The sequence below is a fragment of the Mesorhizobium sp. WSM4312 genome (assembly GCF_002294875.1).
Classification (GTDB): Bacteria; Pseudomonadota; Alphaproteobacteria; order Rhizobiales; family Rhizobiaceae; genus Mesorhizobium.
In genome coordinates, this window is sequence record NZ_NSFU01000012.1 from 126,822 (window position 1) to 146,021 (window position 19,200).

Consider the following 19,200-nt stretch of genomic DNA (forward strand, 5'->3'; position numbering starts at 1 on the left):
CGCCGGGACGCCGGCGCCGACTTAAGGGAGCCGATCATGATCACCTTTCCCAACGAATCCGCCAGATACCGCACCGCCCGCGAAAAGCTGCTGAAGAAGGAAATCGAGCTGCGCCGCGCCATGGAAGCCGTGGCCGAGGCGCGGCGGGCGCTGCCGCCAGGCGGGCTGATCCGCCAGGACTATGTCTTCGATGCGCCCGATGCCGACGGCAGGCCGGCGAAGACAAAACTGTCGGAGCTGTTCGCGCCGGGCAAGGATACGCTCATTCTCTACCAGATGATGTTTCCGCGCCATCCCCAGGAAACACGCGACGTGGCGACATCGGGCGGCACGGCCAGGCTCGCCCGGCCGGACCAGCCGTGCCCGTCCTGCACGGCGCTGCTCGACCAGTGGGACGGCGCCGTCGGCCACCTCGAAGCCGCCGGCTTCAACTTTGCCGTGGTGGCCAAGACCGCATTGGAAAACCTGGTCACGCTCGGCCGCGATCGCGGCTGGAAGAACATGCGGCTGGTGTCGTCGGCCGCCAACAGCTTCAAGCGCGACTACAATGCTGAGGACGCCGGCGGCGCGCAGATCCCGCTGCTGTCGGTGTTCCACCGCGACGGCGACGGCATCAGGCATTTCTGGTCGTCCGAGCTCGGCTTCGCGCCGCCGGAGCCCGGCCAGGACCCGCGCGCCATCGGCACCTGCGAGATCCTGTGGAACCTGATGGATTTTACCCCGCAAGGCCGGCCGGATTGGCATGAGCAGCTGCAGTATGGGGCGGGGTGTTGTCACTGACATCACGACGTTTCGGCTCAGTCTCCGCGCTTCACCCTGGAATGGCTTTTCGGCAAGTGGTCGCTATGCCACCTGCTCGAGGAGCCAGGCAGGGCTCGTGCCTGCTTCGGCCGGAACATCGGAAGGCCCGCTGCATTGATAGGAGACGGTTTCGACGCCCTTCACGGATTCGAAATGCGACCGACAGTTAGCAGCCTGTGGGACCTGGTGCGGGAAAGCGTGGTTGGCTTTGTCAACGACAATGCCCTTAGCCATGGCGCGGCGATGGCCTTTTATGCCGCCACGTCGCTGGCCCCGGTTCTGATAATTGTCATCGCGATAGCAGGCATTGCGTTTGGGCATGACGCAGCGCAGCTGGCTTTGTCTGCTCAGATCTCGGGGCTGATGGGTTCAGAAAGTGCGGCGCTCCTTCAAACCGCGCTCGAAGGGGCATCCAGCAAATCATCGGGGACCTTGGCGGCCATCATCGGCACCGCCACTTTGCTCGTCACCGCCTCCGCGGTGTTTGGCGAGATGCAGCAGGCGCTGAATGCAATATGGAAGGTTGAAGCGAAAGGGAGTTCGCTGTCGCGGCTCCTGCGCGCCCGAGCGGCAAGTCTTGGCCTTGTCGCCGCCCTCGGCTTTATGTTGCTGGTCTCCTTGGTGGCGAGCGCGGCGATCTCGGCTTTGGGCGGCGTGATCAGCGCTCGATTGCCGTTCGGCGAATTTGTTCTGAGCGCGATCAACACCCTGATATCCTTTTCCCTGATCACCGTGATGTTCGCCGCGATCTACAAGGTCCTGCCGGACCGTGCCTTGCAATGGCGGGATGTCTGGATCGGTGCTGTCGTGACCGCCGCTCTGTTCACATTGGGGAAGTCGCTTATCGGTTGGTATATCGGCACAAGTGCAATCGCTTCCTCATATGGCGCGGCCGGAGGGCTGCTCGTCATACTGCTCTGGGTCTACTATTCATCACAGATCTTTCTGCTCGGTGCGGAGTTGACCCGCGCCTATTCCGTTCGGCATGGCAGCAGGTCCGATCTGTACGGGCTGGTTCACAATGCTCCCATTTCAGAAAACCTTGTTTCAATTCGCCGCGGGACCGGCGCGTCGGGCGTCGTCGCGTTGTTGGCGGTGGCGTGCGTGAGCGCAACGATGACGGCCTTCATGCTGGGGCCTCGCCGCCCGTAGAGGAGCGGTCACGCCGCAATCGCGAGGCCGCTTTCATCCCTTCCCGGAAGGGAGAAGCGGCGCGTCGGCAACCTCACCGCCTCTGCCGCGTTGGGCCTTCGAGGACACCTCTCACGGAGCGCTTCGATGAAACCGCATCTCGCCGCCGCCATGCTGGCCCTTCTGGCCGGAACGCCTTCAGCCTTTTCCCAACAGCCGTCCGGCGACGTGCCGCCGGTCTCCGAGAACAAGGTCGACACCGAAACCTTCGCCAGGACCCTGGCCAGCGCCGACCGCTTCGAGATCGAAAGCGGCAAGCTGGCCGAGAAAAAAGGCGTCGCGGCGGATGTGAAGGATTTCGCCGGGCTGATGGTCAAGGACCACACCAAGGCCGGCGAAGATTTCAAGGCGGCGCTTGAAAAGAGCCAGACCACGGCGTCCGTCACCCCCGAAGGCCCGCCGCTGCTGCCGAACGACCAGGCGATGCTCGACCAGCTCAAGGCGCTCGACGGCGACGCCTTCCAGGCCAAATACATCACCTTGCAGACGCAGGCGCACAAGCAGGCCGTGGCGATGGTTTCGACCTATGCGCAGTCCGGCGACGACCCGGCGCTGAAGGAATTCGCCAAGAAGACGCTCGAAACGCTGAAGATGCACGAGATGCATTTGAAGGATTTGGCGGCGGTGCATTAGGGGAGCGAGGCGGCCACTGCGGCACCATCCATTTGACGTTTGCGCTGCCCCTCATTGCCCTGCCGGGCATTTCTCCCCGTAAACGGGGAGAAAGACGCCTGCGCCGGGCTTCGCTAATCCTGTTCGCTGCCGGAGAAGAGCCGGCGTTGCGACAGCCCCTTCGCCCCGTTTACGGGGAGAAGATGCCGGCAGGCAGATGAGGGGCAGCGCTGACTTCGATGGTTTGGTGGTGAGCGGTCGTATAAACTTCGCCCACCACCATGGAGCCACCCATGCCCAGGATCGACCTCTCCGCCGTACCCGTCCGCAAAGGCTCCGGCTATCCCGCGCCCTTCGACGCCCCTTGCGCCGAGCGCACGCGCCGGCGCCTGGGTGACGCTGGCGGACTCAGCGATTTCGGCGTCAACCTGATGACGCTGCCGCCCGGCGGCTGGTCGAGCCAGCGCCATTGGCACAGCCATGAGGACGAGTTCGTCTATGTGCTGGAAGGCGAGCTGACGCTGGTCGAGGATGGCGGCGAGACGCTGCTCAAGGCGGGCGATAGTGCTGCCTTCGCCAAGAACAGCGGCAACGGCCATCATATGATCAACCGCTCGTCGGCCACGGCGCGCTACATCGAGGTCGGCTCGCGCAATCGCGACGATGTCATCACCTGCTCCGACATCGACATGATGAGCCCGAGCTCGGATGGCCGGTTTTTGCACAAGGATGGCACGCCGTATCCGGGGCAGGGGTGAGGGCGGCGACGCGGGACTTTCCTTCTCCCCTTGTGGGGTGAGAAGCGGTCCGCGTAGCGGACGAAAAGCCAATTGCTTGGCTTTTCGAGCTTCGAACGCCCTGAGCCTGCGAAGGGCCGGGCGGTGGCCGATCCACCTGCCGGGTCCCCGCTGCTTCGCAGCGTCCCGGCGTTCGCCGGCCTTTCATCGTGCCACTGGCACGATGAATTCGCTTCGCGAACCGGGCTGCTCACCCCACAAGGGGAGAAGGGAAAGACTGGCGTTCCGCCAGTGCCGGGATAAGCTCCTTGCCAACCCAGGGGGAACCACCATGAAGAAACAAGTCATCGAAGTGCCTGTTATGTCGGACAAGGTGCGCGCACTCGGCCTGCCCTGCTCGACGGCGGTGAAGGCCAATGGTTTCGTCTTCATCTCGGCGACGCCGCCGGTGGATATGGTGACCGGCGAGATGGTGCGCGGCGACATCGAAACCCAGACCGAGGCGTCGCTGAAGGCGCTGAAACACTGCCTGGAAGCGGCCGGCACCTCGCTCGACAATGTGGTGATGGTGCGCATCTACGCCGTCAATTCCGGCTTCTACAACGCCATCAACCGGGTCTATGCGCGGTACTTCTCGACGAACCCGCCGGCGCGGAGTTTCGTGCCGGTGGCGTCTTGGCCGATGGAGTTTGATATTGAGATTGAGTGTGTGGCGGTGGCGTGAATTTTCCTTCGCGAACCGGCATCCATGCTGGTTATTTCCTGAAATTTGGGGTCTGCAAAACGCCGCTTCATGGTGGCGGGTGGTCTCCATTGTCGGCGACTTCGGACGACAACATCGAGCGCTGGCGTTCAGCATGGAGCGAGATAGGCTCGCCGTAACCACACGGAGATCGTCATGACCAAGGAAATCGTCGAAGTGCCAGTGCTGTCGGCAGCGGTGCGCGCGCTCGGCGTGCCGTTGTCGCTGGTGACCAAGGCTGCCGGGCTGGTCTTCGTCTCCGGCACGCCACCGCTCGATCTTTTGACCGGCAAGCTGGTCAAGGGCGACATCGAGGTGCAGACCGAGGCGTCGCTGAAGGCGCTGAAACATTGCCTGGAAGCGGCCGGCACCTCGCTGGACAATGTGGTGATGGTGCGCATCTACGCCGTCAATTCCGGCTTCTACGGCGCCATCAACCGGGTCTATGCGCAGTATTTCCCGGAAAACGCGCCATCTCGGACATTTGTGCCGGTGGCGTCCTGGCCGATGGAGTTTGATATCGAGATTGAGTGTGTGGCGGTGGGGTGACGAGTAGCGACTGCAGATGCGCTGCTATTTTGAATGAACGATTCGAAATTCTCCGAGAGATAACTATATTGAGAAAAGTTCGACTGCCATCTATCCCGTTGTTTTGCGAATGGTCCACTCTTATTTTTATAGCTAAAGTGAATGCGAACAGGTCAACCAATCAAGCATCATTTTCTGCCAGTTTTCTACTTGAAGCGCTGGGCCCAAACTGATGGTCGGCTGATTGAATTTAGTAAGCCTTTCGGCGATGAGGTGAAGCCTAAGCGAGTTCACCCCGAGGGCACTGGTTACATATCGAGGCTTTACGCCATTCAAGGTCTGCCCGACGAAGTCGCGCACGAGATGGAGCGCGAGTTTCTATCTCCAATCGACAGCAGGGCTGCTGATGCGCTTAAGACTATGCTTGACGGCGGAGAGTTCTCAACGACGCAACGGCTCGCCTGGGCGGGGTTCATTGCCACGCTTTTGTCGCGAATGCCTTCAGATATTAAAACACTGCATCAAACCATAATGGAGCTTTTTTCGACGATTGCCCCAGGTTTTGAGAACATCTTTCAGGCGCTCAAGCCCGAAAACGAGGTTCGAACCTTCGAACAAATGACTGAAGAATTGCTGGCGAGCGCTGCACCTCGTGTAATCAACCATGCGAAAAGTTTGATGTCGAACCAACGCTTGCTATCTGGTTTGGCCGCCATGGAATGGTCTGTTTTGACAGTGGATAGGGCGGGAAACGAATTCCTCACTTCGGATCGACCGGTGATCCATACAAACGTCTTGGGCCGCACAGATTCCCATCTTGTCGTACCTATTGGGCCGCGAAGACTGTTTGTTGCGGTCAGCGATCGAACGTTGATGGAAAAAATTAAGAGCGTTGGGGAAGACAAGCTGGTTAGTGCCACAAACGCTGCTGTTGTCGGCGCCGCAGATAAGTTCGTTTACGGCCGCTCCGATAGCCAACTTCGTTTCGTCCAAAATCGTATGGGAGGAACCCCGGTTCTTTCCCTCATCGAGCGGATGAGAGTGTTGCAAAAGTCGCATTCCGATGACGTCTTAAAGACCTTACGTGAACTGGCAATTCCCGCTCGAAACGGGCTTGAGTAGCACTGCCCCTCATCCGCCTGCCGGCACCTTCTCCCCGTTGAACGGGGAGAAGGGAGCTAATCTCCTAAGCAAAATACTCCTGCAGCGGCCTGACCTCCAGGCTCCCCGCCTTCAGCGCCGCGATCGCCTCCGCAACAGCCGCCGCACCCGACAGTGTCGTGTAATACGGCACCTTCTGCATCAGCGTCGCCCTGCGCAGCGACTTGGAGTCCGACACCGCCTTCTGGCCGTCCGTCGTGTTGAAGACGATCTGCACCTGGCGGTTGCGGATGGCGTCCTCGATATGGGGACGGCCTTCCAGCACCTTGTTGATTTTCTCGGCGTCGACGCCGTTTTCGGCGAGGAAGCGTTGCGTGCCTGACGTCGCCAGCACCTTGAAGCCGAGGCCGGTCAGACGTTTGACCGCCGGCAAGATGCCTTTCTTGTCCTCGTCGCGCACCGAGACGAACAGCGTGCCCGAACGCGGCAGGTCGACGCCGGCACCGAGCTGGCTCTTGGCGAAGGCCAGCGCGAAGTCGCGGTCGAGGCCCATGACCTCGCCGGTCGAGCGCATTTCCGGGCCGAGCAATATGTCGACGCCGGGGAAGCGGGCGAAGGGGAAGACGGCTTCCTTGACCGCGATGTGGCCGGGGTTTCTGGGGTCGGGCATGGCGCCGTAATGGGCGAAGGCGTCTTCAAGCGTCTCGCCGGCCATGATGCGGGCTGCAATTTTCGCAATGGGACGCCCGATGGTCTTGGCGACGAAGGGCACCGTGCGCGACGCGCGCGGGTTGACCTCCAGCACATAGACCGTGCCGTCCTTGATCGCGTACTGCACGTTCATCAGCCCGCCGACATTGAGCGCGCGGGCAAGTGCGGCCGTCTGGCGCTCCAGCTCGTCGACCAGCTCCGAGGGCAGCGAGTGAACGGGGAGCGAGCAGGCACTGTCGCCCGAATGGATGCCGGCCTCCTCGATGTGTTCGAGGATGCCGGAGACGAAGGTCGCCTTGCCATCGCAGAGGCAATCGACATCGACCTCGATGGCGCCCGAGAGATAGGTGTCGAACAAAAGCGGGTTCTTGCCCAGCAGCGTGTTGATCTGGCCGGTCTTGTCGTTGGGGTATTTCTGCTTGATGTCCTCCGGCACCAGGCCGGGCACGGTGTCGAGCAGGTAGGATTGCAGCATGCTCTCGTCATGGATGATCTGCATGGCGCGGCCGCCAAGCACATAGGACGGGCGCACCACCAAGGGGAAGCCGAGCTCGCCGGCGACGAGGCGGGCCTGCTCGACCGAATAGGCGATGCCGTTCTTCGGCTGGCTGAGGTTGAGCTTGTGCAGCAGCTTCTGGAAGCGGTCGCGGTCCTCGGCCAGATCGATCATGTCGGGCGAGGTGCCAAGGATCGGAATGCCGGCCTTCTCCAACGCGTCGGCCAGCTTCAGCGGCGTCTGGCCGCCGAACTGGACGATGACGCCGACCAGTTCGCCCGAGGCCTGCTCGGCGCGCAGGATCTCCAGCACGTCCTCCGCTGTCAGCGGATCGAAATAGAGCCGGTCCGACGTGTCGTAGTCGGTCGAGACCGTCTCCGGGTTGCAGTTGATCATGATCGCTTCATAGCCGGCATCGCGCAGCGCGAAGGCCGCATGGCAGCAGCAATAGTCGAACTCTATGCCCTGGCCGATGCGGTTCGGTCCGCCGCCGAGGATGACGACCTTCTTGCGCGACGAGACCTGCGCCTCGTTGGCGAGCGCGCCGGCGAACGGCACTTCATAGGTCGAGTACATGTAGGCGGTGGGCGAGGCGAATTCGGCCGCACAGGTGTCGATGCGCTTGTAGACGGGATGAACGTCGAGCTTGTCGCGGATCTTCGCCACCACTTCGGCGTCGGTCCTGGTCAGCGACGCCAGGCGGGCATCGGAGAACCCCATGGCCTTCAGCATGCGCAGATTGACGGCGTCGGCTGGCAAGCCGTGCTCGCGGATGCGGGCTTCCATGGCGAGGATGCCTGCGATCTGTTCGAGGAACCACGGGTCGATCTTGCACATTGCGTGCACGTCTTCCAGCGAGGTGCCCATGCGGATCGCCTGCGCCACCATGCGCAGCCGGTCGGGCGTCGGCGTGCCGAGCGCGGCACGGATGGCGTTGCGGTCGTCGGCGTGGTTGGCAGCCGTCGCCCCATGGCCGAGGCCGGGGATCTCGATCTCGTCGAGGCCGGTCAGGCCGGTTTCCAGGCCACGCAGCGCCTTCTGCAGCGATTCCTGGAAGGTGCGGCCAATGGCCATGACTTCGCCGACCGACTTCATGGCTGTCGTCAGCACCGGCTCGGCGCCGGGGAATTTCTCGAAGGCAAAGCGCGGGATCTTCGTCACGACATAATCGATCGACGGCTCGAACGAAGCAGGCGTGGCGCCGCCGGTGATGTCGTTCTCCAGCTCGTCCAGCGTGTAGCCGACGGCAAGCTTGGCGGCGATCTTGGCGATCGGGAAGCCGGTCGCCTTCGACGCCAGGGCCGACGAGCGCGAGACGCGCGGGTTCATCTCGATGACGACGAGGCGGCCATCGGCCGGATTGACGGCGAACTGCACGTTGGAACCGCCGGTCTCGACGCCGATCTCGCGCAGCACCGCGATCGAGGCGTTGCGCATCATCTGGTATTCTTTGTCGGTCAAGGTCAGGGCAGGGGCGACGGTAATCGAGTCGCCGGTGTGGACGCCCATCGGATCGATGTTCTCGATCGAGCAGACGATGATGCAATTGTCCGCCTTGTCGCGGACGACCTCCATCTCGTACTCCTTCCAGCCGAGCACGCTTTCCTCGATCAGCACTTCGGTGGTCGGCGACGCGTCGAGGCCGGACTGGACGATGTCGTAGAATTCGGCCCTGTTGTAGGCGATGCCGCCGCCGGTGCCGCCCATGGTGAAGGAGGGGCGGATGATGGCGGGCAGGCCGACATGGTCGAGCGCCTGGGCGGCGATCGCCATGGCGTGGCTGATGTAGCGCTGCTTGCGGTCGCCTTCGCCGAGGTTCCAGCGGGTTTCCAGCGCGTCGAGTTCGGCGTCGAGATTGTCCGGCTTCTCGGCCTTGAGCGCGGCGCGCTCCGCCTCGTGCGTCTTGCGGTCGGCGTTCTTGACGTCGGTGGCGTTGGCCAGCATCGACTTCGGCGTTTCCAGGCCGATCTTGCTCATCGCCTCGCGGAACAGCGCGCGGTCCTCGGCCTTGTCGATGGCCGTGGCGTCGGCGCCGATCATCTCGACATTGTAACGGTCGAGCACGCCCATGCGGCGCAGCGACAAAGCGGTGTTGAGCGCGGTCTGGCCGCCCATGGTCGGCAGCAGCGCGTCCGGCCGCTCCTTGGCGATGATCTTGGCGACCACCTCCGGCGTGATCGGCTCGATATAGGTGGCGTCGGCCAGTTCCGGGTCGGTCATGATCGTGGCCGGGTTGGAATTGACCAGGATGACGCGGAAGCCTTCCTCCTTAAGCGCCTTGCATGCCTGGGTGCCGGAATAGTCGAACTCGCAGGCCTGACCTATGACGATGGGGCCGGCCCCGATGATCAGGATCGACTTGATGTCGGTGCGTCTTGGCATGTCATAGGTCCGTTCGGCGGGCGGCTTGCACAAAAAACCGGGACGGGAAGACCCGGCCGGTTGTGCTCGCGATTCTGGTATCAGGCTAGGTGGGCCTTATAGGGAAGAGTTTTGGCGGATGTAACCCCGAAAATGCTGGATTAGGCAGTAGGAAATAGGCAGTAGGGATTGGGCAGTAGGCAGTAGGGCTTTTCAAGCGCCTTGGACGTACGCCCCTACTGCCTAGTGCCTAATCCCTACTGCCCAATCCCTAGCGTCCAAACGCTACCGTGTCGGTGATCTCGAAGCGTTCGGAGACGCCGATGCGGATCATGCTCAGGCTGCCCTCGCGGGTGAAGCGGAAATCGCCCTTGGTGTCCGAACCGGCCGGCAGGCCGGCATAGAAGGAGATGAGGCGCGTGCCGCCGTCGGGCCAGGTCACTGTGATATCGGCCTTGTCCGCGCCCTTGTGCACGATGGCGGCCGCGCAGCGCTGCATCGGCTGGCCGACATAGCGGGCGCAGGGGATTTCGACGCCGCCGCCCTGGGCAAGGGAGGTCGGCTGCGGCGGCAGTTCGGCGACGGTCTGCGTGTCGACGGCGGGCGCGGCGCCATCAGGACGCGGTGTGGGAACGGGAAGCGATCCGGCCGGCGAGCCGCTGTCCGCGGCTGCATCCTGGGCGACGGCGGGGATTTCTCCGGTCGGCGGGGTTTCATTCGCCGCCAGCGCCAGGCCGTAGGCATCCTGCATGGCGATCTCGGCGGCGGACTTGACCGGGGCTTCCGGCGTGTCGGGATGGGCCGCGCCGCCGAGCCGCGCCGTCAGGTCGGGCTGTACCGCCGGCGGCGGCGCATCGGGCGCCGCGCCTTCATCGGCCGCCTGGCCGACGGGCACCGTTGCCGGGTTGACGGGAACGAGGTAGCGCGCCGGGGCCCAGCCGCTGGCTTTGGGGTTGTCTGTCTCGACCTTGCACCAGGGGTGCCCGTCAATGTCGTTGCAGCCGAGGTTCCTGACGCTGGCGCCGGCGGCCAGACGCGCCTCGGTCTTGCCGGTCGCCGACGGTTTGGCGCGGACGTTGAGCAGGTCGTCAGGCGCGAGACCGGTGACGACGGAGATGAAGGGCGTCTCTTCGGCATGGGCCGGGGCAATGGCGGACCACGCCGCCATCAGTAGCGGAGCGGCCATCAGCGCCAAGAGCGTTGTCCGCAGCGTAATTCGGCGCCTCGTCACTTGGCTGTCGGCGATCAATTGCATTCCCAAAGGCACCGCCAGAACCCAAAACGCTGCCGCACGCGAAGCCGGTTTTATAAGCGACGCTGCGCCGCCGTGTCTACAAGCGAGATGTTTTGCGCCTTGGCCGCGAAGGCGTTTGAGCAGGTCGGATGAGGCTACCGGCATGAACGCAAGGCATTCCCCGGGGCATGAGCTTCGCTCAGCCCTGGGCATGAAGCAAGCTTCAGTCCGGCATGAAGCAAGCTTCAGCCTGGCATGAAGCCGGTCCTCAGCGCGTTGGCCCATTCTGGGCGTCCCGCCTGTTCGGCCTGTCGTGCCGCCGCCGCGTGGTCGTAGTCGACGGCGATCGTCTCGAAACGGTCGGGCCGGCCTTCGCCACCCAAGGTGACGATGCCGTAGCGCGCATGCGGCGAGCCTTGTTCGGAAACATGCGCCGGCGGGGTGGAATCATCATAGGCGGGGCAGCCGATGCTGCCCGGATTGAAGATGACGGGACCGTCGGGGATGCGGATCAGTTCCGGGCGGTGGCTGTGGCCGCACAGCGCGATGCGGCAGGCCCGGTCGAGCGCCTTGAGCCGCCGCCTGATCGACGCCAGCGGCGCGCGCACCAGCTGGCCATCGACGATTGCGTCGAGCAGGTATTTCTCGTCATGGTCGGGACGGGCATGGAAGGCGACGATGCCCGGCGCGATCTCCAGCGTCAGCGGCTGCGCGAACAGCACCTGGCGCTGCGCCTCAGTCAGCCGCTCCTGCGCATAGATGTCGGACGCCCACATGGTCTCGTCGGCCGGATCGACCGCGACGCGGCGGTCATGGTTGCCGCGCACCGTCGGCAGGTTCAGCGCTTCCAGGCGCTCAAACGTCTCGCGCGGCCAGAGCGGTCCTGAAACGCTGTCGCCGAGATTGACGGTGAGCTCAGCGCCGCCGCGACGCGCCAAATCCTCCAGCACCGCGTCAAGCGCAAGGACGTTGCCATGGATATCGGCGAGGACGGCTATGCGCATGCGACGGGCTCCCTTGGTGCGGCCCATCGGGACGCCGGCCCATCTTCGTTATCAAGCCACCGCCTTCCTAATCAAGTCCCCACCTTTGGGGCAGCCGGAACCACCGCGCAGCCCGCCCATGGCTATCGCGAGGCAGCATTCCATCTGCTACCATCCACGCCGTCCCAGAGTTCATGATATCCGCTGAGACAGGTTCGGAAGGCACCAAGCGATGACCCGCGACCAGATGTTCGCCCACCTGCGCGCTGCCAATGAGGTCGCGCGCGACGCCGCCGCGCATGGGCACCATCCTTTCGGCTGTGTGCTCGTCGGCCCCGATGACCGCATCCTGATGCGGCAAGGCAACATCAACACCGTGCGCCACGCCGAAACCGAACTCAGCCGGCGTGCCGCGGACGCCTATCCGCCGGATTTCCTGTGGTCCTGCACACTGGTCTCGACCGGCGAGCCCTGTGCGATGTGCACGGGAACGCTCTATTGGGCAAATATCGGCCGGCTGGTCTACGGCTTCGAGGAGACCAAGCTTCTCGCGCTGACTGGCGACCATGCCGAGAATCCGACGATGAACCTCTCCTCGCGCACGGTCCTCGGCTCCGGGCAGAAGCCGGTCGAGGTCCACGGCCCCATCCCCGAGATGGAGGAGGAGCTTCTCGCCCCGCATATCGGTTTTTGGCAGCGCTAGGGCGACAGCACCTTACCTTTGAACCTGCAAATCTAGGCCGGCATCTCGATATCGTGGCCGCCGACCGCCGGCAGAGCGGGGTCGTCGACGGCGGCGGCGATGACGCTGTCGAGCAGGCCGGGGAAGCGGGCGTCGAGATCGGCGCGGCGCAGCGTGATCATGCGGTTGGTGCCGACCACTTCGGCGCGGGTGACGCCGGCCTCGCGCAGCTTGGCAAGGTGGTAGCTGAGATTGGTCTTCGAGCCGAGATCGAGGAACCGGCTGCAGTTCAGCGCCACGCCTTCCTTGCTGGCGAGATAGCGCACGATGGCGAGCCGCGTCGGATCGCCGAGCACGCCAAGCACGATCGGGAGGCTGATCTGGTCCGTATTGGGATGAGGTAACGTCATGGCTGGAACCTAAGCGCAGTTCGGGTCGATTTCAACGCATCCGTCCTCGCCGGCCCGTGCACGCTGTTTCTCCATTTTTGTCCGTACCGAACGATTGTGCTGACACAGGGCTGTCAGGATGGTTCAGCTATTTTGCCATGGCTTCATTGACATCATGCCCTGTTATGTCCAATTGTTCAATAACTTTTGAACTAAGGACACGCGCCATGGACAAGCGGCTCTTCTGGCTTGCGCTCGGATCGTTCACGATCTCGACCGAGGGCTTCGTCATCTCCAGCCTTCTGCCAGACATCGCCAGGGATGCCGGCATTTCCATTCCACTCGCCGGCACGCTGATCACCGCCTTCGCGCTCGCCTATGCGATCGGCACGCCGATCCTGGCGACGCTGACCGGCGAATGGGACCGGCGTCGCGTCATCCTTTGGACGCTGGTGTTCTTCGTCATCGGCAACATCGCCGCCGCCTTGAGTTCCTCATTCGAAGTGCTGTTGATCGCGCGCATCATCATGGCGCTGTCGTCGGGCCTGTTCGCCGCGACGGCGCAAGGCACGGCGGTGGCGCTGGTCGATGACCATCACCGGGCACGCGCCATCGCCGTGGTCGTCGGCGGCACCACGGTGGCCGTCGCCGTCGGTGCGCCGCTCGGCGCGCTGGTCGCGACGATCGCCGGCTGGCGCGGCACCTTCTATGCGATTGCCGGGCTCGGGGCGCTTGCCGGCGCCATCCTCTGGTACAGGCTGCCGCGCGGCATCGTCGGCACCAGGCTGCCGCTGAAGCGCCGGCTGGCGGCCGCCATGCGGCCGGGCGTGATGCCGATCCTGGTGACGACATTGCTGGCGCTGACCGGCGCCTTCACCGTCTTTGCCTATGTCGCGCCGCTCGCCATCCAGGGCGCCGGGCTCAGCCAGCTCGCGCTGCCCGGCATGCTGCTTGCCTTCGGCGTCGGCGCCGTCATCGGCAACATTGCCGGCGGCCAGGCGGCAGACCGGTTCGGCGCCACCCGGACCGTCGGCTGGTCGTTGACGCTGAGTGCCGCCATGCTGGTGATGCTGTCGGTCGTGCCGGCCTTCCTGCCGCAGCACATTGCCGGTCCGGCGCTGATGGCGATGATGGTGCCGTGGGGCATTGTCGGCTGGGCGTTCCCGCCGGCGCAGGCCAGCCGCATCATCAAGCTGGCGCCCGATGCCGCCCCGATCGTGCTGTCGCTCAACGGCTCGGCGCTCTATCTCGGCGTGGCGCTGGGCGCGGTGGTCGGCGGTGGCGTGCTGCGCTACGGCGCGCCGGCCGATCTCGGCCTGGTCGCGGCTGCCTTCCCGCTGATCGGGCTTGGCATCGTGCTGGCCGGCCGCTGGGCGGCACGGCCGGTCGCGATGCCGGCCGAATAATCGCTTCGAAGGCCGCCGGCTGCCAATCCATTTTGACACAATTCCGGACGGAAAACCGTTTCACACTTTTCCTGGAATTGCTTAGGCAGCCGGCGGCAAAACGAAATCCAGCGCGCTGATGTCATCCAGCAGCGCGAGCAGGCGTTCCGCCTTCTCCTTGCCCACCACATCCTCGAAGCGCTGCTGGGCGAGCTGCCACAGCTTCATCGCCTCATCGAGCTTGATGCGCCCTTGCCGGGTCAGCCGCACCCGCTTTATGCGGCGGTCGTCCGGGTCGGCGAAGGTCTCGACATAACCGTCGCGGATCAGCGGCTTCAGCGTGTGGCCGAGCGCCGACAGGTCCATGACCAGGGCAGCGGCAATGGCGCCCATCGCCGGCTCGTTGCCGATATGGATCTGGTATAGCAGGCCCTGCTGCGTGGCCTTGAGGCCTGACGGCGCCTGCACGTCGTCATAGAACTGGCCGAGCTTGCGCGTCGCGCGCCGCAGCATGGCGTAGTTGCAGGCTGTCAGCCCGGGCAGGGTGTCTTTCGGCATGGTGGTTCCTCGGCGCCGGTGAAAATTCTGTCCGGCCGCTGCCAGACAAATAATCCCGAACGCACTCATTGACAAGATAGTGGCATATGCCTACTTCGTAGAAAGTGGTATATGCCACTAAATCAATCAGGCGGCTCGCCTGCGAGCCGGGGCGAATGCCTGCGGCGCCGGCGGCCAGGTCGAAGCGAACAGAGATGGAAGGAACAGGACAATGAGTGGACAGGCAAACAAGGGCACGGCGGTCGTCACCGGCGCCTCGTCCGGCATCGGCGCGGTCTATGCGGACCGGCTGGCCGGGCAGGGCTATGATCTGGTGCTGGTGGCGCGGCGCGCCGACCGGCTCGAGGAACTGGCCGAAAAGCTGCGCTACGCCTACGACCGCAAGGTCAGCGTGATCAGCGCCGATCTCTCCGACGACGAAGATGTGCGCCGCGTCGAGCAGGCGATATCGGCCGACGACAGCGTGACGCTGCTGGTCAACAATGCCGGCCTTGGCGGCCAGCAGGTGGTGGCTACGGCCGACGCCGACGCGGCCGAGCGCATGATCAAGGTCAATGTCATCGCCTTGACCCGCCTGACCCGTGCCGTGCTGCCGGGTCTTCTGGCACGCAACCGCGGTGCCATCGTCAACATCGCCTCGGTGCTCGCCTTTGAAACCTCGTTCGGCGGCATCTACAGCGGTACCAAGGCCTATGTCGTCAACTTCACCGAGGCTCTGCACCGCGAGGTCGCGGGCACCAATGTAAAGGTGCAGGTTGTGCTGCCGGGCGCGACCCGGACCGATTTCTGGGAACTCGCCGGCAGCGATATCGACCAGCTTCCGAAGGAAATCATCATGTCCGCCGACGATATGGTCGATGCCGCGCTTGTCGGCCTGGCCAGGGGCGAAGCCGTCACCGTGCCGGCACTTGCCGATGTCGCCAAGCTGGACACATTCCTCGGCGCCCGCCAAGCCTTCTACGGCAGCCTGCACGCCGACAAGCCGGCGGCGCGTTACGCGGGTTGAGGGTTTCAGGATTTGAGTTCCTCGCCCCACGGGAGTGGGGGAGAGGTGGCCGCGAAGCGGTCGGAGAGGGGGCCTGCGCCAGCGGTGGAAAGGATTCTGGAAGCCCCATTCACGGACAGGATTCGCCATTCCCCCTCTCCGTCTCGGCTTCGCCGAGCCACCTCTCCCCCGCCTCTGGCGGGGGCGAGGAACCCAGGCTCTGCAAGGCCTCAGCTACGCCGCCCGCCACATCGGAATGATCGACGCTGCCAGCACCAGTGCCAGCACGATGTTGAGCGCTCGCCACTGCCATTCGGTCTTGAGCAGCCGGGCCAGCACCATGCCGGCCACGCACCAGGCGGAGAGCGAGATGGCGGCGGTGAGGCCGAAGGTTGAGCCGAGCAGCAAGGCGAGTTGTCCCGGCCCATCGGCCAGCGCGGCGAACGAGGCCGCCGCGCCCAGCCCCATCGCCCAACCCTTGGGGTTCATCCATTGGATGCCGGCGCCGCCAAGGAAGCTGTTGGGCTTGGCCATGGTCACGTCGAGATTGGGTGGCCCGGCACGGCCGATCTTGATCGCCAGCCACAGGAGATAGAGCGAGCCGATCACCTTCATCGCCAGTTGCAGCGACGGCACCGCAAGCAGCAGGCCCGCGAGGCCGGCGGCGGCCGCCCCCGTCACGGTAGCGAGGCCAGCGGCGCTGCCGATCATCAGCGGAACCGAACGGCGAAAACCGAACTGCGCGCCCGAGGCGGTGGACAAGGTCGTGGCAATCCCAGGCGTGCCGGTGGCCACGAAGGCAAACAGGATGAGCGGCAGGATCGGCTGGAGCATGGGGCGTCCTTTATCGGAGGCTCCATCGTAGGCTGGGTGCGTGCATCAGCAAATGCAATGTTTGCTATGATTAGCATTAGCATTTATAATGCAATTATGATCCGCAATCTCGATACGGCGCTGATGCGCACCTTCGTCACCGTCGCCGACAAGGCCAGCATGACGGCGGCCGCCAATGTGCTGCACCTGACCCAGGGCGCCGTCAGCCAGCAGGTCAAAAGGCTGGAGGACACGCTTGGCTGCAGCCTGTTCGAGCGCGACCGGCGCGGCCTGCGCCTGACGCGGTCCGGCGAGCGGCTGTTCGGCAAGGCCAAGCGCCTGCTCGGCCTCAACGACGAGATCTGGGCCGAGATGGCGGGCTCGGCCGTCGCCGGCCAGGTGCGGCTAGGCGTGCCCTACGACCTCGTCGGCACCTTGCTGGCGCCGGTGCTGAAGGCCTATGCCGAGACCTATCCGCAGGTCGAGATCTCGCTGGTCTGCGCGTCATCGCCGGAACTGGCGTCAGCGCTTGCGGCCGGAACCATCGACCTCGCGGTGATCGAGGAACGCGTCGGCCCGACATCGGGCGAGTGCCTGGCCATCGACCGGCTGGTCTGGGTCGGCGCCCGAGGCGGCACCGCCAGCGCCAAGCGGCCGCTGCCGGTGTCGATCGTCGCCGACACCTGCGCCTTCCGCCCGGTGGTGCTGTCAGCCCTCAACGAGCATGGGCTGGAATGGCGCACCGTGTTCGAAAACGGCAATATCGACGCGACGACGGCGACGGTGCGCTCCGATCTTGCCGTCACCACCTGGCTGGCCTCCACCGTGCCGGCCGATCTCGACATCTTGCCGTTCGATGTCGGGCTGCCGCCACTGCCGAATTTTGCCATCAATCTGCATCTGCCGCGGCATGGCGTCGGGCCTGCGGCACAGGAGTTCGCGCGGCACATACGCGATGGGTTGGCGCGACGGCCACAGGCGGCTTGAGACCAAGCAGAACTTGGGTTCCTCTCCCCCGTCGATCGGGGGAGAGGTGTCGAGCGAAGCTCGACGGAGTGGGGGTCGATCTTTTTCCGCTTGATTACCGCAGACCTCCAGTCTTCTTGCCCGCCTGGTTCTGCCTGTCTTACGGCGGTACGTTTGGCGATGGCTTCCCCCACTCCGTCGCTGCTTCGCAGCGCCACCTCTCCCCCCTCCGGAGGGAGAGGAAAGGTGCCAAGGCCGTCCGCTACTTCCAGTTCCTGCGCCGCTCGAGCTCGGCGTCGGACGGTTCGCCCGTGACAAAGGAGCCGACCTCGATTTCGCCCGCGCGTTCGTAGCTCGCGATGATGACGCCGGTGCTGGACGTCTGCGACTTCACAAGCTTGAAGGCGGCCGGCATCGCGTCTTCGCCGAACAGCCGCTTGCCCTTGCCCAGCAACAGCGGGAAGATCATCAGCCGGATCTCGTCGATCAGCCCGTTGGCGAGCAAGGTCTGGATGAGGTCGGCCGATCCCTGGATGAGCAGGTCGGGTCCATCCTCTTGCTTGAGGCGGCGCAACGCCGCGACGATATCTTCCCCAAGCCATTGCGTGTTCTGCCAGGTGAGGGTGTCGGGCCGATGTGTCGCCACATATTTGGTCGCGGGGTTGAAGGCATCGGCGATCGGATCTTTCTGATACGGCCAGTACGCTGCGAAGATGTCGTAGGTTCTGCGGCCGAGCAGCAGGGCGAAGGGCTTGGAGAACAATTCATCCATTGCCGCGCCGCCCACCTCGTCAAAATAATGGAAGGTCCAGCCGCCGAATTTGAAGCCGCCGACCGGATCCTCTTCCGGCCCGCCGGGTGCCTGCATGACGCCGTCGAGGCTGACGAAGGTGGCGGCGATGATCCTTCTCATGGGTCTCTCCCTTGTTCCATCCACGCCCTCGCGGCCGGATTATGGCCCAAGGACGGCTAGCCCGCACCTATCCCGACAGGGCATACGAAATTCTGGCCAAATCCGCGCATCGATGCGTCAGTTGCCGGGTTTGGCGCGGACGTCTTTCGACGAGAACCAGACGTCGCCGAAGATGGCAGTGGCGGTGCGGTCCGGCGGCTTATCGCTCGTCAGCCAGATCGAGCGGCTGCGCGCGGCTTGCTCGCGTGTCGGGATCTTCGCCGCAAGATCGGCAACCGAGGCACCGAAGCACGGGATGAACCAGGAGCGCATGAAGGGATCGCAGGCAAAGCCCTTTTCGGTGCGGGTCACCATCACCGCCAGCGGGACGCGTTCGGACGGGCGCCAGGGGAAGATCATGCGGCCGCCGGGGCGCAACGCCTTCAGCCATCCGACCGGCGGGGCAACGACGCCGGCGTTGACATAGATGATGTCGGATGGCGGCAAGGGCGTGGTCACGGCGTCGCCCTGGACGACTGTCGCATTGCGGTAGGGCTCAAGATTTTTGCGCGCCAGCTCGGCCAGCCTGCCGTCGAGCTCTAAGGCGGTGACGGTGCCGCCAGGTGAAACCAGCCTGGCCAGCACGGCGGAGTAATAGCCGGTGCCGGCGCCGATATGGGTGACGGCCTCGCCGGGTTTCGGCGCCAGCCTTCCGATCCACATGGCGTGCAGGAAAGGCTCGCCATTGTTGATGCCCTTGTCGGCATCGAGCGCCACCAGCACGTTCTGGTAGACATGCGCCGGGTCGGCGCTCGGCGTCGTGACCTTGCCGCTGCCGGCGACGATCGTCCACGGTCCCGGGCCAAGAAAGGCTTCGCGCGGAACCTCGGCGAAGACCTCTTCCAGGCGTGGATCCGATGAGGCGGCATTGGCCGCCATCAGCCGGGCGTAGAATTTCCTGATGTCTTCGATGTTGCTCATGGCATCGGGAAAGATAGCGCGATTTGGCGGTTTGTCGCGCTGTCTGGCGGAA

Annotated in this window: 19 protein-coding genes; 11 read left to right on the forward strand and 8 right to left on the reverse strand. The window is 64.3% G+C overall.

Annotation, left to right across the window (positions count from 1 at the left end; genetic code table 11):
• Nucleotides 1–36 precede the first annotated feature (36 nt).
• The 7 genes from CK228_RS21380 (at nucleotide 37) to CK228_RS21410 (ending at nucleotide 5,733) form a co-directional block, all read left to right on the forward strand.
• The gene (locus CK228_RS21380) at nucleotides 37–780 is read left to right on the forward strand and encodes a DUF899 family protein (RefSeq protein WP_095789210.1); all 744 of its coding nucleotides are present in this window, start codon (nucleotides 37–39) and stop codon (nucleotides 778–780) included.
• A gap of 174 nt (nucleotides 781–954) precedes the next feature.
• Entirely contained in the window at nucleotides 955–1,953 is a 999-nt protein-coding gene (locus tag CK228_RS21385) for a YihY/virulence factor BrkB family protein (protein ID WP_095789124.1), read from the forward strand.
• A gap of 126 nt (nucleotides 1,954–2,079) precedes the next feature.
• Nucleotides 2,080–2,625, forward strand: a complete 546-nt coding sequence (locus CK228_RS21390) for a DUF4142 domain-containing protein (protein ID WP_095789125.1) — start codon at nucleotides 2,080–2,082, stop codon at nucleotides 2,623–2,625.
• A 272-nt stretch (nucleotides 2,626–2,897) separates the two neighbouring features.
• The gene (locus CK228_RS21395; protein ID WP_095789126.1) at nucleotides 2,898–3,362 is read left to right on the forward strand and encodes a cupin domain-containing protein; all 465 of its coding nucleotides are present in this window, start codon (nucleotides 2,898–2,900) and stop codon (nucleotides 3,360–3,362) included.
• A 310-nt stretch (nucleotides 3,363–3,672) separates the two neighbouring features.
• Nucleotides 3,673–4,065, forward strand: a complete 393-nt coding sequence (locus CK228_RS21400) for a RidA family protein (protein WP_095789127.1) — start codon at nucleotides 3,673–3,675, stop codon at nucleotides 4,063–4,065.
• A 174-nt stretch (nucleotides 4,066–4,239) separates the two neighbouring features.
• A complete protein-coding gene (locus CK228_RS21405) occupies nucleotides 4,240–4,632 on the forward strand; it encodes a RidA family protein (protein WP_095789128.1) in 393 nt (130 codons plus the stop codon).
• Between the two features lie 141 nt (nucleotides 4,633–4,773).
• A complete protein-coding gene (locus CK228_RS21410; protein ID WP_095789129.1) occupies nucleotides 4,774–5,733 on the forward strand; it encodes a DUF4238 domain-containing protein in 960 nt (319 codons plus the stop codon).
• A gap of 64 nt (nucleotides 5,734–5,797) precedes the next feature.
• Here CK228_RS21410 and carB read toward each other — a convergent pair whose 3' ends face one another.
• The 3 genes from carB to CK228_RS21425 form a co-directional block, all read right to left on the reverse strand.
• Entirely contained in the window at nucleotides 5,798–9,301 is a 3,504-nt protein-coding gene (gene carB / locus CK228_RS21415; RefSeq protein WP_095789211.1) for a carbamoyl-phosphate synthase large subunit, read from the reverse strand.
• Between the two features lie 250 nt (nucleotides 9,302–9,551).
• On the reverse strand, nucleotides 9,552–10,547 hold the full coding sequence (locus CK228_RS21420; protein ID WP_095789130.1) for an SH3 domain-containing protein: 996 nt from the start codon (nucleotides 10,545–10,547) through the stop codon (nucleotides 9,552–9,554).
• A gap of 212 nt (nucleotides 10,548–10,759) precedes the next feature.
• Entirely contained in the window at nucleotides 10,760–11,518 is a 759-nt protein-coding gene (locus CK228_RS21425; RefSeq protein ID WP_095789212.1) for a metallophosphoesterase family protein, read from the reverse strand.
• Nucleotides 11,519–11,729: 211 nt separating this feature from the next.
• Between CK228_RS21425 and CK228_RS21430 the strand changes: the two genes are divergently transcribed.
• Nucleotides 11,730–12,200, forward strand: a complete 471-nt coding sequence (locus tag CK228_RS21430) for a nucleoside deaminase (protein ID WP_095789131.1) — start codon at nucleotides 11,730–11,732, stop codon at nucleotides 12,198–12,200.
• Nucleotides 12,201–12,232: 32 nt separating this feature from the next.
• On the opposite strand, the gene CK228_RS21435 is transcribed toward CK228_RS21430, so the two are convergent.
• Complete coding sequence (locus CK228_RS21435) at nucleotides 12,233–12,589, reverse strand: helix-turn-helix transcriptional regulator (RefSeq protein WP_095773624.1); 357 nt, start codon at nucleotides 12,587–12,589, stop codon at nucleotides 12,233–12,235.
• A 206-nt stretch (nucleotides 12,590–12,795) separates the two neighbouring features.
• Between CK228_RS21435 and CK228_RS21440 the strand changes: the two genes are divergently transcribed.
• Nucleotides 12,796–13,974 (forward strand): MFS transporter, encoded by a 1,179-nt coding sequence (locus CK228_RS21440; protein ID WP_095789132.1) that lies wholly within the window; start codon nucleotides 12,796–12,798, stop codon nucleotides 13,972–13,974.
• An 81-nt stretch (nucleotides 13,975–14,055) separates the two neighbouring features.
• Here CK228_RS21440 and CK228_RS21445 read toward each other — a convergent pair whose 3' ends face one another.
• Nucleotides 14,056–14,511 (reverse strand): MarR family winged helix-turn-helix transcriptional regulator, encoded by a 456-nt coding sequence (locus tag CK228_RS21445; RefSeq protein ID WP_095789133.1) that lies wholly within the window; start codon nucleotides 14,509–14,511, stop codon nucleotides 14,056–14,058.
• 211 nt (nucleotides 14,512–14,722) lie between these two features.
• On the opposite strand from CK228_RS21445, the gene CK228_RS21450 reads away from it, so the two are divergent.
• Nucleotides 14,723–15,517 (forward strand): SDR family oxidoreductase, encoded by a 795-nt coding sequence (locus CK228_RS21450; RefSeq protein WP_095789134.1) that lies wholly within the window; start codon nucleotides 14,723–14,725, stop codon nucleotides 15,515–15,517.
• A 213-nt stretch (nucleotides 15,518–15,730) separates the two neighbouring features.
• Here CK228_RS21450 and CK228_RS21455 read toward each other — a convergent pair whose 3' ends face one another.
• Nucleotides 15,731–16,330, reverse strand: a complete 600-nt coding sequence (locus tag CK228_RS21455) for a LysE family translocator (RefSeq protein WP_095789135.1) — start codon at nucleotides 16,328–16,330, stop codon at nucleotides 15,731–15,733.
• A gap of 96 nt (nucleotides 16,331–16,426) precedes the next feature.
• Between CK228_RS21455 and CK228_RS21460 the strand changes: the two genes are divergently transcribed.
• The gene (locus tag CK228_RS21460) at nucleotides 16,427–17,296 is read left to right on the forward strand and encodes a LysR substrate-binding domain-containing protein (RefSeq protein ID WP_095773629.1); all 870 of its coding nucleotides are present in this window, start codon (nucleotides 16,427–16,429) and stop codon (nucleotides 17,294–17,296) included.
• 241 nt (nucleotides 17,297–17,537) lie between these two features.
• Here the strand turns inward: CK228_RS21460 and CK228_RS21465 are convergent, their stop codons facing one another.
• Both CK228_RS21465 and CK228_RS21470 read right to left on the reverse strand, forming a co-directional pair.
• Entirely contained in the window at nucleotides 17,538–18,188 is a 651-nt protein-coding gene (locus tag CK228_RS21465) for a dihydrofolate reductase family protein (RefSeq protein ID WP_095789136.1), read from the reverse strand.
• A 117-nt stretch (nucleotides 18,189–18,305) separates the two neighbouring features.
• Nucleotides 18,306–19,148 (reverse strand): protein-L-isoaspartate O-methyltransferase, encoded by an 843-nt coding sequence (locus CK228_RS21470; protein ID WP_179295994.1) that lies wholly within the window; start codon nucleotides 19,146–19,148, stop codon nucleotides 18,306–18,308.
• Nucleotides 19,149–19,200: the final 52 nt, after the last annotated feature.